This window comes from Gammaproteobacteria bacterium (assembly GCA_035546635.1).
Lineage (GTDB): Bacteria > Pseudomonadota > Gammaproteobacteria > JAURND01 > JAURND01 > DASZWJ01.
The window spans coordinates 1-14,439 of the sequence record DASZWJ010000028.1; the positions used below are offsets into that span (position 1 = coordinate 1).

17 protein-coding genes and 1 tRNA gene are annotated in these 14,439 nt (G+C 43.9%); 16 read left to right on the top strand and 2 right to left on the bottom strand.

Going from position 1 to position 14,439, the window contains the following annotated elements; genetic code table 11:
- The first annotated feature begins 399 nt into the window (after window positions 1-399).
- Both VHE99_06695 and VHE99_06700 read left to right on the top strand, forming a co-directional pair.
- Window positions 400-675, top strand: a complete 276-nt coding sequence (locus VHE99_06695; GenBank protein HVV68701.1) for a type II toxin-antitoxin system Phd/YefM family antitoxin — start codon at window positions 400-402, stop codon at window positions 673-675.
- Window positions 675-1,001 carry a type II toxin-antitoxin system RelE/ParE family toxin gene (locus tag VHE99_06700; GenBank protein HVV68702.1) on the top strand — a complete coding sequence of 109 codons (327 nt, stop codon included), beginning with the start codon at window positions 675-677 and terminating at the stop codon, window positions 999-1,001. The genes VHE99_06695 and VHE99_06700 overlap by 1 nt, the downstream gene beginning before the upstream one ends.
- 15 nt (window positions 1,002-1,016) lie before the next feature.
- On the opposite strand, the gene VHE99_06705 is transcribed toward VHE99_06700, so the two are convergent.
- Together VHE99_06705 and VHE99_06710 are read right to left on the bottom strand one after the other, a co-directional pair.
- Entirely contained in the window at window positions 1,017-1,724 is a 708-nt protein-coding gene (locus VHE99_06705; GenBank protein ID HVV68703.1) for a TerC family protein, read from the bottom strand.
- A 94-nt stretch (window positions 1,725-1,818) separates the two neighbouring features.
- Window positions 1,819-2,103 carry a YhbY family RNA-binding protein gene (locus VHE99_06710; GenBank protein HVV68704.1) on the bottom strand — a complete coding sequence of 95 codons (285 nt, stop codon included), beginning with the start codon at window positions 2,101-2,103 and terminating at the stop codon, window positions 1,819-1,821.
- Window positions 2,104-2,209: 106 nt separating this feature from the next.
- Between VHE99_06710 and rlmE the strand changes: the two genes are divergently transcribed.
- The 14 genes from rlmE (at window position 2,210) to nuoF (ending at window position 14,383) form a co-directional block, all read left to right on the top strand.
- A complete protein-coding gene (gene rlmE, locus VHE99_06715) occupies window positions 2,210-2,842 on the top strand; it encodes a 23S rRNA (uridine(2552)-2'-O)-methyltransferase RlmE (protein ID HVV68705.1) in 633 nt (210 codons plus the stop codon).
- A 235-nt stretch (window positions 2,843-3,077) separates the two neighbouring features.
- On the top strand, window positions 3,078-4,985 hold the full coding sequence (gene ftsH, locus VHE99_06720; GenBank protein ID HVV68706.1) for an ATP-dependent zinc metalloprotease FtsH: 1,908 nt from the start codon (window positions 3,078-3,080) through the stop codon (window positions 4,983-4,985).
- Between the two features lie 211 nt (window positions 4,986-5,196).
- Window positions 5,197-6,072 (top strand): dihydropteroate synthase, encoded by an 876-nt coding sequence (gene folP, locus VHE99_06725; protein HVV68707.1) that lies wholly within the window; start codon window positions 5,197-5,199, stop codon window positions 6,070-6,072.
- 18 nt (window positions 6,073-6,090) lie between these two features.
- A complete protein-coding gene (gene glmM, locus VHE99_06730) occupies window positions 6,091-7,431 on the top strand; it encodes a phosphoglucosamine mutase (GenBank protein ID HVV68708.1) in 1,341 nt (446 codons plus the stop codon).
- A gap of 73 nt (window positions 7,432-7,504) precedes the next feature.
- Window positions 7,505-8,296, top strand: coding sequence for an ankyrin repeat domain-containing protein (locus VHE99_06735; protein HVV68709.1), 792 nt, complete (start codon window positions 7,505-7,507; stop codon window positions 8,294-8,296).
- A 26-nt stretch (window positions 8,297-8,322) separates the two neighbouring features.
- Complete coding sequence (tpiA, locus tag VHE99_06740; protein ID HVV68710.1) at window positions 8,323-9,081, top strand: triose-phosphate isomerase; 759 nt, start codon at window positions 8,323-8,325, stop codon at window positions 9,079-9,081.
- Entirely contained in the window at window positions 9,069-9,458 is a 390-nt protein-coding gene (gene secG / locus VHE99_06745) for a preprotein translocase subunit SecG (protein ID HVV68711.1), read from the top strand. The genes tpiA and secG overlap by 13 nt, the downstream gene beginning before the upstream one ends.
- 9 nt (window positions 9,459-9,467) lie before the next feature.
- Window positions 9,468-9,552: transfer RNA gene (locus VHE99_06750), tRNA-Leu, on the top strand.
- A 210-nt stretch (window positions 9,553-9,762) separates the two neighbouring features.
- Window positions 9,763-10,119, top strand: coding sequence for an NADH-quinone oxidoreductase subunit A (locus VHE99_06755; protein ID HVV68712.1), 357 nt, complete (start codon window positions 9,763-9,765; stop codon window positions 10,117-10,119).
- Window positions 10,110-10,616, top strand: coding sequence for an NADH-quinone oxidoreductase subunit B family protein (locus tag VHE99_06760; GenBank protein ID HVV68713.1), 507 nt, complete (start codon window positions 10,110-10,112; stop codon window positions 10,614-10,616). The genes VHE99_06755 and VHE99_06760 overlap by 10 nt, the downstream gene beginning before the upstream one ends.
- A 16-nt stretch (window positions 10,617-10,632) precedes the next feature.
- Window positions 10,633-11,331 carry an NADH-quinone oxidoreductase subunit C gene (locus VHE99_06765; protein ID HVV68714.1) on the top strand — a complete coding sequence of 233 codons (699 nt, stop codon included), beginning with the start codon at window positions 10,633-10,635 and terminating at the stop codon, window positions 11,329-11,331.
- The gene (locus tag VHE99_06770; GenBank protein HVV68715.1) at window positions 11,324-12,577 is read left to right on the top strand and encodes an NADH-quinone oxidoreductase subunit D; all 1,254 of its coding nucleotides are present in this window, start codon (window positions 11,324-11,326) and stop codon (window positions 12,575-12,577) included. Before VHE99_06765 ends, VHE99_06770 begins: the two co-directional genes overlap by 8 nt.
- On the top strand, window positions 12,574-13,122 hold the full coding sequence (gene nuoE / locus VHE99_06775; protein HVV68716.1) for an NADH-quinone oxidoreductase subunit NuoE: 549 nt from the start codon (window positions 12,574-12,576) through the stop codon (window positions 13,120-13,122). The genes VHE99_06770 and nuoE overlap by 4 nt, the downstream gene beginning before the upstream one ends.
- A complete protein-coding gene (gene nuoF, locus VHE99_06780; protein ID HVV68717.1) occupies window positions 13,115-14,383 on the top strand; it encodes an NADH-quinone oxidoreductase subunit NuoF in 1,269 nt (422 codons plus the stop codon). The genes nuoE and nuoF overlap by 8 nt, the downstream gene beginning before the upstream one ends.
- The last annotated feature ends 56 nt before the right edge of the window (window positions 14,384-14,439 follow it).

Genomic DNA, 14,439 nt, shown 5'->3' on the forward strand with positions numbered 1-14,439 from the left:
TGTCGCCCACAACCTTACCCACACTTCGCCCACAGATAATATTGATAATATTACTATAAAATTTTTACTTATTTGGGTTAGGTGATTTCTGAGTCAACGTTGGAGCCTCCTAAAGTTAGGTAAAATGATGAGGCAACGCGACATTAATTGCCGATAGGGTTTGATATGGGATTAAAATACGTTTTGGAAGTCGCACAAAACGGCCAGATATTTCCAAGGTCACCCCTAAAAATTTAGGGAAAAGCGCAGCATACACAGTATGTGAGCATTTTTACTAAATTTTTAGGGGTGAGATTGGGAGAATATGGGCGTTTCAATCCTGTGGTGAATAGTTACTTCTTAATTTTGACAAGGGTCTAAATTAAGACTATATTTAGTCTAACATTGCAGGAGATCATTATGAAATTTTCAGAGCAAGTTCAACCTATTAGTTATCTCAAATCCCACTGTGCTGAAGTCGTCAAAAATTTGCAGGAACAGCAAGAACCCCTGATTATTACTCAGAATGGCAAAGCGGTTATGGTTATTCAGGATATAGAAAGCTATGAGAAAACTAAAGAAACATTGGCATTATTAAAAATTTTAGCTTTGGGCAATCGCCAGATTGAAGAGGGTAAAGTTCAGGTGGCTACTGAAGCATTAAATAAGTTACGTAGTGGCAAAACGAGCGGCTAATGTCTTATCGAGTATTAATTACTGATAGCGCTGCAATGGATTTAGAGGATATTTATAACTATATCGCCATGCATGATGCGCCTCGAAAGGCTGATTACATATTAGGAAAAATTGAAGATGCTTTCCAGAGCTTATCTGAGTTTCCAGATCGTGGGTCTTATCCCAAAGAATTATCAGCTATTGGGATATATGAATATCGAGAAATATATTTCAAACCTTATCGCATTATCTACAAAAGAGTTGAGAAAATAGTTTACATCTCTTTGATTGTCGATGGTCGACGTAGTTTCCAAACAATATTAAATCGCAGGCTATTTGAGGTTTGACTAATCTTACTGGATTCAACTTTTCTTCTGCATTTTCCGCTGTCGCAGCATATTTAAGACCTCAACCAGCAAAGAAAAGCATATCGAGCAATAAATGTAAGCTCTGGGTATATGATAGTGGAATCCGTCAGCGACCAGCACCACGCCTATCAACAGTAAGAAACTTAAGGCCAGCATACGCACAGTAGGGTGGGCATTAATAAAGCGGCTTAAAGGTTCGCTGCATATTATCATTAAAATAATAGCGATAATAATAGCAGTTGCCATAACAAAATAATGCTGCGTTAGGCCGATGGCGGTTAATATAGAATCCAGAGAAAAAATGATGTCTAAAATGACGATTTGCGTTACTACGGCTAGAAAACTTGAATATTTGGCTTGGGTTTTCTCAGGGGTGCTGGATTCAAACTCGTGGTGAATTTCTACGGTGGCTTTGTAGAGCAAAAACAGTCCGCCCAAAATCAAAAACAAGTCTCTTACTGAAAAGGACTGTTGCATAATGGTAAACAGTGGCTTGGTTAAACCGATAATCCAAACCACGGAAGCCAAAAAAATCAGGCGTGTAAATAATGCGAACAATAATCCTAGTCGACGGGCAGTTTTTTGTTGTGCAAGCGGCAGACGACTGCTGGTAATTGAAAGAAAAACCAGGTTGTCAACTCCAAGAATGACTTCAAGTATAGTCAGGGTAAATAGGCTAACTAGTATATTTGTAAAATCCATAATTTTTTATTTAAATGAGTTGGTTGATATTTATACCCATTACACCTCTAGAGGTGTAATGGGTATATCATTGTGTCAGTCAAAAACGGGTTCATTATTTAGATTCTTGCTGTGGACGGTAAATCACGCTAACATGACCAATAGAGTCGATCAGGGCAGCATCATGGTATTCGCAGATCAAAAGAACGGCCTGTTTATGGAAAGCGCGGTCTTTGCTATGGAAACGGATTTTAATCAGCTCATGGGCAGTTAGTGCTTGGGCTATTTCTTTTTGCACAGCCTCCGTTAAGCCTTTATTTCCTATCAGTATTACAGGATTTAATCTTGTAGCCTGGATTTTTAGCTGTTTTTTTAATTTTGGAGTGATAGAAAGCAACATTTGACTCACTGGATGTTTATTGGATGGATCCCAGCAGTTTCTGGGAGGCAGAAGATTACCATTTGCCGAGTGATTTTAAATCTAATCCATAGTAAATGAAAGAGCTATGCGCCGAACCAACAGCAGTGCCCGCTGGCTAGATGAACACTTCAATGATCCTTATGTTAAACGTGCCCAAAAGGCGGGTTATCGATCCAGAGCAGCGTTTAAGCTTTTAGAGATTCAGGAGCGCGATAAACTGCTCCGTTCTGGAATGACTATAATCGATTTGGGTGCGGCGCCTGGAGGATGGGCGGCAGTAGCCAAGCAGTTGGTGGGCGAAGGGGGCAGAGTCATTGCCCTAGATATATTGCCTATGCCCGCATTAGCTGGGGTTGAGTTTATCCAGGGTGACTTCAACGAGGAAGCAGTAGAAGCCAGGTTGTTGACACACATTGACAATTGCCCAGTTGACCTTGTAATGTCTGATATGGCACCCAATATGAGTGGTATAGGCGACGTAGATCAATCACGCTCCATGCTGCTTGCGGAACAGGCCTTAGCTTTTGCGGAAAAGGTACTAAAGCCAGGGGGTTGTTTATTGGTTAAAGTTTTTCAGGGAGCTGGATTTGATGAGTTTTTGCGGGATATGCGGGTAGGTTTTTCACAGGTGAAAATCCGCAAACCCAAAGCATCGCGTGCACGTTCAAATGAAATTTATCTACTAGGGTTTGGCTATAAACGAAGTAGGAACAGCTGATAGGTAACTATTCAGCATATTGAAGGTAACCGTTCAGGACCCTACTAAACTAGGCATAAACGGTCAGAATTTTCCAAGGCTGCCCCTAAAAATTTGGGAAAAAGCGCAGCATACGTGGTTGGTATGCGAGTATTTTCCAAAATTTTTAGGGGTGAGATTGGGAAAATCTGACCGTTTCCATCTAGGGGCTGAATGCTTATGAAGTTACATTACCATCACAACGGGTTTAAGGGGCATGGCTAAAAATTTATTATTATGGCTCATCGTAGGCATAATCCTTATCACAGTGTTCAGTAATTTTGGGCCACGTCGTGAGACCGGCCAAAGACTGACCTACTCACAATTCTTACAGGCTGTAGATCAAGGTAATGTGACCAGCGTCACTATCGAAAACCAGTCAATCACGGGTACTACGCGTAGCAATACCACTTTTACCACCTATATGCCGATACAAGATCAGTATCTCTTAGGTGAGCTGATGAAAAAGGGCGTCAATGTTGAAGGCAAGCCTCCAGAACAAGAAAGCCTCTTGATGCATATATTTATTAACTGGTTCCCAATGTTGTTACTGATAGGGGTCTGGGTATTTTTCATGCGTCAGATGCAAGGTGGGGGCAGTGGTCGAGGTGGTCCGATGTCATTTGGGCGTAGTCGCGCCAGAATGTTGACTGAAGACCAGGTCAAAGTCACCTTTACTGATGTAGCCGGTTGTGACGAGGCCAAAGAAGAGGTACAAGAATTAGTCGAATTTTTGAAAGATCCCACTAAATTCCAGAAGTTGGGCGGTAAAATCCCTTGTGGTGTTTTATTAGTAGGCGCACCTGGTACGGGTAAAACCCTGCTGGCAAAAGCGGTGGCGGGGGAGGCCAAAGTGCCATTTTTCACCATCTCAGGTTCGGATTTTGTGGAAATGTTTGTAGGTGTCGGCGCCTCAAGGGTGCGTGACATGTTCGATCAGGCCAAAAAACATGCGCCATGCATTATTTTTATTGATGAAATCGACGCAGTAGGCCGTCATCGCGGTGCTGGTTTAGGCGGCGGACATGATGAGCGTGAGCAGACATTAAACCAGTTGCTGGTGGAGATGGATGGTTTTGAAGGTAAGGAAGGCGTCATTGTGATGGCAGCAACCAATCGACCGGATGTGTTGGATCCTGCACTATTACGTCCTGGACGTTTTGATCGTCAAGTGGTGGTGCCGTTGCCGGATATCCGTGGACGTGAGCAGATACTGACGGTACATATGCGTAAAGTGCCATTAGCCAATGATGTGAAACCTGCAGCGATTGCGCGCGGTACACCTGGGTTCTCTGGCGCTGATTTGGCTAACCTGGTTAACGAAGCGGCTTTATTTGCTGCACGTTCCAATCGCCGTCTGGTAGGTATGGAAGAGTTTGAAAAAGCCAAAGATAAACTAATGATGGGCGCTGAACGTCGTTCCATGGTAATGAGTGAAGAGCAGAAAAAACTCACGGCCTATCATGAAGCCGGTCATGCCGTAGTTGGTTTATCTGTGCCCGATCATGATCCAGTTTATAAAGTCAGTATTATTCCCCGTGGTCGTGCATTGGGAGTGACCATGTTTTTGCCGGAGGAAGACCGCTATAGTTATTCCAAACGGCGTTTAGAAAGTCAGATTTCCGGTCTATTTGGTGGGCGTTTAGCGGAAGAATTATTCTTTGGTTTAGATCATGTGACCACTGGCGCATCAAATGATATTGAACGTGCGACTGAGATTGCTCGCAATATGGTTACGAAATGGGGATTATCTGATAAGTTGGGTCCGTTAACTTATGGTGAAGAAGAAGGTGAGGTGTTTTTAGGTCGCTCTATGACTAAACGTCGCGAGGTTTCCGATGCGACTGCTGAAACAATAGATGCTGAAGTACGTCTTATCATCGATCGTAATTATCAGCGGGCTAAATCGATTATTATTGAAAAAACCCCGATAATGCATTTGATGGCTGCAGCTTTGATAAAATATGAAACGATAGATGAAGATCAAATTAAAGACGTGATGTCAGGTAAGCCAGCGCGTGCACCCAAGGATTGGGACGATTTGCATCTGGAGCCAGTTAAGGAAACTACTGAGACAAGCGGTTCAACAGGAACAAATACAACGGATCAGGAAGGGGTGAAGTAGTAGGTTAATTTTTAATTTCTCATACAGCTGTAGCTTTTTTCCTTCTCCCCTTGTGGGAGAAGGAAAAAAGCTACAGCTGTAAGAAGTTGTGCCACAAACTGGTGTTGAGACTACTTGCTTTGATAATAAAAATATAAAAATAATAAATTTCCCAGCGCAAATTGCATCACTTTCAACGTTCTCCAACCTAGTATAAACATAGAACAGACTAATGACATCTTTAAGCTGCGCCGGAAAATATCTCGATTTATCTATGCCTTGCGTCATGGGCATTCTCAACATCACTCCCAATTCTTTCTCTGCCGTTGGACGCTTTCAATCTGTAGATCAAGCGGTAAACCATGCCAAACAAATGGTTGCCGATGGCGCCGCTATTATTGATGTAGGTGGTGAACCCACAAATCCAGGGGTACATCCAGTAGTTTCCTTGCAGGAGGAGTTGGAGCGTGTTATTCCCGTTATCACGGCATTGGCGCGTGAATTATCAGTGCCGATTTCTATCGATACCAGCAAGCCTGAAGTGATGCGTGAAGCGGTTTTGGCAGGAGCAGGTTTTATTAATGACGTGCGAGCATTGCGGGAGCCAGGGGCGCTAGAGGTTGCTTTGCAGTTGGGAGCTGCCATATGTATCATGCATATGTCTTTTCCTTATGGTAAAGACGTTGCAGTTGCGGCAGACCCTTTAGGCGTTTTTCCTATAGATAGCGTGAGTGAGTTTTTACAACAGCGTCTGGAAATTTGTGAGTCAGCTGGCATTCCACGTAGCCAGATTGTAATAGACCCAGGCATAGGTAGTGGTAATTTTGGCAAAGACCTACAGCAAAATTTGCAATTATTGGCACATTTGCATAAATTTAGAAAACTAGGCGTACCTATTTTAGTTGGGGTATCGCGAAAGATGTTTATTGGAGAGTTGCTGGATTTGCCGGCAGAAGAAAGGCTTTACGGTAGTCTAGCTGCCGCTGCAATCGCAGTAAATAATGGCGCATCTATTATTCGTGCGCATGATGTTAAGGCAACGGTAGAGGCGATCAAAGTGGCAGGGGCTATTTCTTGTGCAGTTAACACATATTTGCCAGCACAATAACTTCCGAGGTAAATGATAATGGTTCAAACTCCAAAATATTTTGGCACTGACGGTATTCGTGGCTCTGTCGGTGCGTCATTGATTAACCCGGAATTTATCCTTAAGTTGGGTTGGGCGGCTGGCATGGTGTTAAGTCGTGGCAATGGTGGCAAGGTACTAATAGGTAAAGATACCCGGATTTCCGGTTATATGCTGGAGTCGGTGTTGGAGGCGGGTTTATCTGCAGCCGGCATAGACATTCACTTGTTGGGGCCTATGCCTACCCCTGCCATTGCTTATCTGACCCGCACTTTCCGTGCCCAAGCCGGCATTGTCATCAGTGCATCGCATAATCCTTATTACGATAACGGCATTAAGTTTTTTTCCATTCAAGGCGTGAAGATACCTGTTGCCATTGAGCAAGCCATAGAAATTCAGTTAAGTCAGCCCATGGTCACGGTGGATTCAGCAAAACTAGGCAAAGCCGTGCGTATTGAAGACGCTGCCGGTCGCTATATCGAATTCTGTAAAAGTACCGTACCTAATGGACTGACGCTCACTGGTATGAAAATAGTCGTTGACTGCGCACATGGTGCGACTTATCACGTAGCTCCGCATGTGTTTCGTGAATTGGGAGCTAAGGTGGTTACTTTAGGTGCGGAACCGAATGGTTTAAATATCAATGCAAAGTGCGGTTCTACTTGTCCCGATGTATTAAGAGAAAAAGTATTGGCAGAAGATGCGCATCTAGGTATTGCATTTGATGGCGATGGTGACCGTGTGATTATGGTGGATCACAAGGGTGAGATTGTCGATGGGGATGAATTATTGTTTATCATGGTGCGTGACAGCTACCAAAAAGGACGCTTAACAGGCGGGGTGGTAGGCACCATTATGAGTAATTTTGGCTTTGAGCTAGCAATGCGTGATTTGAAAATTAATTTTATCCGCGCTCAAGTTGGTGACCGCTTTGTGATGGAGCAACTCAAAGAGGCGGGTTGGATGCTAGGTGGTGAACCTTCAGGACATATCGTGAATTTAGGTTTAACGACAACGGGTGATGGAATTATCTCAGCATTACAAGTCCTGCGTGCCATGTGTGAAGCCGGACAGTCTTTGCATGAAATTAAACAAGGTATGGCTAAGGTACCGCAAGTATTGATTAATGTCCCAGTGACACAACCATTTGCCGTTGCCAATCATGAAACGATCAAACAAGCAGTGACCTATGCCGAACAAAAACTTGGCGCCTCTGGCCGGGTGTTATTGCGTGCTTCTGGGACAGAGCCGGTTATTCGTGTTATGGTAGAAGGGGAAAACGACGATCATGTCAATACATTGGCTAAAGAATTGGTTGAGGTAGTTAAGAAACAGCAATAATTATAAAAATAATGTGCTCTGATGATTCTGTGGGTAAGTAGCAAAAATAACAATAAAAATTGGAGAACATCAAATGAGTTACGAACTTGCTGAAGATAAAAAAAATAAATTTGATAAAAAATTTGATGCTAATGTTTTTAAATCAGACGAGCGTTTTGAGGATTGGGTTGAATCATTAATCTTTAGTCAATCAGAACGTGATGGAATGTGTTTGCTTTATGCAGCAATGCGGGGTGAAGCTGGCGTAATAAAAGCTATCATTGCCGGTGGAGTGCCTGTTGATTTCAAATCACGTAGACGTTGTGATTTTCCTCTAGAAGGCAGTCACCCTGATGATGTGCATTTTAATGTTTTGTGTGGGACTACTGCGTTGCATCTTGCTAGCACTGATAAAGTTAGAACATCATTGGTTCAGGAAATGAGGAAGAAGGGTTTACCTATTGACACCCGAGATGCTTCTGGAAGAACGCCTTTGATATGTTGTGTCATCAATAATGATATTAGGGGAATTCAATTTATGATAGATCGGGGGGCTTATGTAAGCGATCGCGATCCCACAGGTTATACTGTCTTACATCATGCCGTGTTTACTAACAATGCTGAGACTGTAAGATGTGTGCTTAATTATAGGCCTAGAATAGTGCCTGATGCATCAGGCTTAACCCCGGCCGATTATGCTCGTAACTATTCGGAGTTTTCAGCGTCTCACCCGCTATTTGTCCTGTCCCCAGCGGCAAGGCAAGGTTTCAGATCGGATTCTCCAGTGACTGCACCCAGAAACAGACTCGCAAGAACAACCCATTTAGCCTCTTCGCATTTGAAAGAAATGGCTGAATTAGATTCTTTATCACCCTCTCCGCTTTAATATTTTGAATTTATTTGTAGGAAAAAATAATGCGTAAACCTTTAATTGCCGGTAATTGGAAAATGAATGGCAGCTGTGCCAGTGTAGATGCCTTATTGCGTGCCTTAAGCAAAGGTGCGGCTTCAGTTACAGCCGAACTTGCGGTATTCCCCGCATTTGTGTTTTTAGAGCGGACTCGGCGGTTGCTAGCCAGTGGTACTATTGCCTGGGGTGGTCAAAATTTAGCGCCAGAGCCATCGGGTGCGTTTACTGGTGAAGTTTCCGCAGAGATGTTGCGTGATTTTGGCTGTCGTTATGTATTAGTAGGTCATTCAGAACGCCGCACTTTATTTGGTGAGACCAATGAATGGGTGGCTGCTAAATATCAGGCAGCACTACGCGCAGGCCTATCGCCAATCTTGTGTGTAGGTGAAACCTTGCAAGAACGTGAGCAAGGATTAACTTATGATGTATTGCGAACCCAGTTGAATGCCATATTGACTCTACCGACTGGCGTTAAAAGTTTGGAGCAAGCGGTGATTGCCTATGAACCGGTTTGGGCAATAGGCACCGGTTTGACAGCACAGCCGGAAACAGCACAAGAAGTCCATGCGAAAATTCGCAGCTGGGTTGCAGAATATGATATAAAGGTTGCTGAAAACTTGCGAATCTTGTATGGTGGCAGCCTCAAGCGCGATGGTGCTGCTCTACTATTAGCCATGCCGGATATTGATGGCGGATTGGTGGGTGGCGCTTCTTTAAATGCTGAAGAATTTTTGGATATTGCACTATCATGCAACAAATAATTACCCTATTACATATTTTAGTGTCGATTTGTATTGTATGCTTGATTTTGATTCAACGTGGTAAAGGCGCAGATGCTGGCGCAGGTTTTTCTGGTGGCGGTTCTAGCACAATGTTCGGTAGCCAAGGCTCAACACCGTTTTTAGTGAAGTTGACTGGCGGGTTGGCTATTGTTTTTTTTATTACCAGCACGATATTAAGTTTAATTATTGGTCGGCAAGCGCCACAACATAATCCTTTACCGCTTCCTGTAAACCAGACTCAGGAAATACCAACATCGATCAATGCAGGAGAGAGTACAGCGCCAAAGGCAACACCGCCACTGGAAGGAACTACTACCCAGTCGCCTATGCCTGCTCAACCTGATAAAGCGAAGTAAAAAATAATAGCCGGAGTGGTGGAACTGGTAGACACGCTGTCTTGAGGGGGCAGTGGCGAAAGCCGTGTCGGTTCGAGTCCGACCTTCGGCACCATATTGGATCATCCTAACATTGTTATTATTAGTTTAGGTTCAGAATGGCAGGTTACGACGACAGCTATACTTCAAGGGCGACTACTCCCTAAATAACAAAAAGAATATAAAGCATTGTCATTCTAGCGCAGGCGGGAATGACAGTGTGTTTTAAAGTGTAAGTAGTTATTTTCAAGGAAGATTTTAAAAAAATGCAGAGGGTTTTTTCGTCATGCTTCAAAATTATCTGCCCATTCTTATTTTTATCGGCGTAGGCGTGTTATTTGGTTTTGCGCCGTTAATTGCCGGTTTTGTTATAGGTCCACGTCGTCCCAATCCTGCCAAAAATTCTGCTTATGAATGTGGCTTCAGCCCATTTGAGGATGCGCGTTTACCATTTGATGTGCGTTTTTATCTAGTTGCGATCCTGTTTATTATCTTTGATCTAGAAACTGCATTTTTATTTCCCTGGGCGGTTTCTCTTCGCGATATTGGCCATTTTGGTTTTTATGCTATGTTGGTATTTTTATTTATTTTGCTAGTTGGCTTTATTTATGAATGGAAAAAAGGTGCATTAGAATGGGAATAGTTAAAGAAGAGTACGCGCATATTGTCGATGCAGAATATCCCGGATTTTTTACCACTTCCGTTGAAAAGCTGTTTAACTGGGCGCGTTCTGGTTCGCTTTGGCCTATGACTTTTGGATTAGCTTGTTGCGCTGTTGAAATGATGCATGCAGCGGCTTCGCGTTATGACTTAGATCGTTTTGGCGCTGGATTGTTCCGCCCAAGTCCAAGACAGTCGGATGTCATGATTGTGGCAGGCACGCTGTGCAATAAAATGGCGCCGGCTTTAAGAAAAGTCTATGACCAGATGGCTGAGCCGCGCTGGGTTATCTCTATGGGCTCTTGTGCAAATGGTGGTGGTTATTATCATTATGCCTATTCAGTGGTACGTGGTTGTGACCGCATTGTGCCAGTGGATATTTATGTGCCCGGTTGTCCGCCTACGGCTGAGGCACTGGTTTATGGTGTGATCCAGTTACAAAATAAAATTCGCAATCAGAATGTGATTAGGCGGGATTGAGGGAAGGCTTTTACCTATGAGCGACATTCAACAACTCACTGAATTAATTCAACAGCGCTTTGTCGAGCAGCTTTCTGCATCTGTCGTTGCCAAAGGCGAATTGACAGTTGAGTTGCCTTCACAACACCTGCGTGAAGTCTGTCAAGCGTTGCGTGATGAAACACCATTCCAATTTACCCAGCTGATTGATATTTGTGGCGTTGATTACTTAAAGTACGGTCTTTCAGAATGGGAAACTGAAGAGACTACTTTCACAGGTTTTAGTCGCGCTGTTGACACTTCAGGCGCTGAAAAAGTATTTGCTTGGCAAAAAGGTCGATTTGCCGTGGTTTACCATCTATTGTCATTGTTGCATAACCAACGTATACGGCTACGAGTTTTTCCTGATGCTGATGCGATGCAGGTGGATTCAGTTCTAGATATCTGGGCGTCTGCTGATTGGTATGAACGTGAAGCATTCGATCTATTTGGTATTTCATTCAAGGGTCATCCTGATCTCAGGCGTATATTAACTGATTATGGTTTTATCGGGCATCCATTCCGCAAAGATTTTCCATTAATTGGACAGGTCGAAATGCGTTATGATGCGACATTAAAACGCTGCATTTATGAACCTGTCAGTATCCAGCCGCGTACCTTAGTGCCCAAGGTGATACGTCAAGACAATCGTTATATCCATCCCGATAGCAACCAAGGGTCACCCAACAATGGCTGAGATCCGCAATTACACCTTTAATTTTGGACCACAACACCCGGCAGCGCATGGTGTGCTGCGTCTGATTTTGGAAGTCGACGGGGAAGTGATCAAAAAAATTGATCCGCATATTGGCCTGTTGCACCGCGCTACTGAAAAACTGGCAGAAACCAAACCTTACAATCAAAGCATAGGCTACATGGATCGCTTAGATTATGTTTCCATGATGTGTAATGAGCATGCTTATGTGATGGCCATAGAAAAGCTGCTAGGTATCACACCGCCTGTGCGTGCCGAATATATTCGTGTGATGTTCGATGAAATCACGCGTATTATGAATCATCTGTTGTGGTTAGGTGCACATGCCTTAGATATTGGCGCCATGAGCGTATTTCTGTACTGTTTTCGTGAGCGAGAAGATTTAATGGACTGCTATGAAGCAGTTTCAGGCGCGCGCATGCATGCAACTTATTTTCGCCCAGGTGGTGTCTACCGTGACCTGCCGATAAAAATGCCTAAGTATAAACCTTCCAAGTGGCATAATGAGAAAGAAGTTAATAAGATTAATGCAAATCGGAACGGGAGCTTGCTGGATTTCATTTGGGATTTTACTGAACGTTTTCCTGGATTGGTGAATGAGTACTCAACCTTATTAACTGAAAACCGCATTTGGAAACAACGCACGGTAGGTATCGGTGTGGTATCGGCAGAACGTGCATTGCAGTTGGGTTTTACCGGTCCAATGTTGCGTGGCTCAGGCATTCCCTGGGATCTCAGAAAAAAACAACCCTACAGCGTGTATGATCGCATTGATTTCGAAATCCCAGTAGGTAAAACCGGTGATTGTTATGATCGTTATCTAGTGCGTATGGAGGAAATGCGTCAGTCCAATCGCATCATCCGCCAATGTGTGGAGTGGTTGCAGAAAAATCCCGGACCCGTGATGGCCGATGATGACAAAGTGGTGCCGCCTAAACGCGCTGTTATGAAGCACGATATGGAAGCATTAATACACCATTTTAAATTATTTACAGAAGGCTATGCTTTGCCGGTAGGAGAAGTCTATGCGGCAGTGGAACAACCTAAGGGCGAATTTGGTATTTATTTAATTTCTGACGGTGCAAATAAACCTTATCGCATGAAAATCCGCGCCGCAGGTTTTCCGCATCTTGCGGCCTTGGATGAAATGTGCCGTGGACATATGATTGCGGATTTAGTCGCGATTTTGTCGAGTTTAGATATTGTATTTGGAGAGATTGACCGATGAGCGCGTCCCAACAGTTATCGGTGCAAAATAGCAAGTGGGATGATTCAGTGTTATCCCCTGAAGTGCGTGTCGAAATTGACCATTGGATATCCAAATTCCCTCCCGAACGTAAGCGTTCAGCAGTACTAATGGCTTTGCGCTTGGTGCAGCAACAAAACGGCGGCTGGGTTACGGTAGAGTTGATGGATGCCGTTGCAGATTATCTAGATTTGCCAAAAATAGCGGTATATGAAGTCGCCAGTTTCTATACCTTAATACAAACTGAGCCGGTAGGAAGGCATAAAATTGCAGTTTGCAACAGTATTTCCTGCATGTTAAACGGTTCAGGAAAATTGCTCGAACATTTGGAACAGCGTTTAGGTATTCATCCAGGTGAAACCACTGCCGATGGTGAATTCACGTTAAAGGAAGTTGAGTGTCTTGCCGCTTGTACAGGTGCGCCTATGTTGCAAATTGATGATCGAGAGTACCATGAAAATCTGACCCTTGAGCGTGTTGATGCTATTTTAGAAGAAATTCGCGGCCTGGAGTCAAACAATGTCTAATGAAGTGTGTTTTCGCAGCCTGCATTTAGATCAACCTTGGACTTTAGCCACGTATGAAAGTATTGGTGGTTATGCACAATGGCGCCGCATATTACGTGAGAAAATTCCTCCGGAAGTCATCATTGACGAACTTAAAAAAGCCGCGCTGCGAGGACGGGGTGGGGCAGGATTTAGCACTGGTTTAAAATGGAGTTTCATTCCGCGCAATGCACCTGGTCAAAAGTATGTATTGTGCAATTCCGACGAAGGCGAACCTGGAACTTGCAAAGATCGCGATATATTGCGTTTTAATCCGCACCAAGTCATTGAAGGTATAGCTATCGCAGGTTATGCCATGGGTGCGACTATAGGATATAACTATTTACGCGGTGAATTTTGGGAGCCGTTCAATCGCTGTGAAGCGGCTTTGCGTGAGGCCATGGCGGCTGGATTATTAGGCAAAAATATTTTGGGATCAGGTATAGATTTTGAATTATTTAATACCTTAGGTGCAGGCGCTTATATTTGCGGTGAAGAGACCGCATTGATGGAATCTCTGGAGGGTAAAAAAGGTTTGCCGCGCTTTAAACCGCCGTTTCCCGCGTCTTTTGGTTTGTATGGTCGCCCCACCACGATTAACAATACTGAAACTTTTGCATCTGTGCCGGTAATTATGGAGAAAGGCGCGGACTGGTTTTTACAACTAGGCAAGCCTAATAATGGCGGTGTGAAGATCTTCAGCGTCAGCGGCCATGTCAATAAACCTGGAAATTATGAAATCCCTTTGGGGACACCCTTTGCTGAAGTACTGGAATTAGCCGGAGGGGTGCGCAAAGGACATCAATTAAAAGCAGTCATTCCTGGTGGTACATCTATGAAGGTATTACCCGCAGCTGTGGCGATGAAAACCAATATGGACTATGACAGCTTGATGCAAGCGGGCTCCATGTTGGGCACTGCTGCCGTGATTGTGATGGATGAGACGGTGTGTATGGTGCGGGCATTGTTGAATATTTCCACTTTTTACAAGCTGGAATCCTGTGGTCAATGCACCCCCTGCCGCGAAGGCACGGGCTGGATTATGCGCATGGTTGAACGCATTGAACGCGGCGAGGGTGTGCCTGGTGATGTGCAAAAACTGGAACAGGTCGCAAAAAATATCGAAGGCCGCACCATCTGCGCCTTTGGCGATGCCGCTGCTTGGCCGGTTGCTGGATTTTTAAAATATTTTGCGGATGAGTTTGAATATCACATTAATCATAAAAGATGTTTAGTAGATTAAAATACTCTCACCTTCTTTTTCAAAGGGTGTGAGTAGTTAGTTACGATTAATCACAA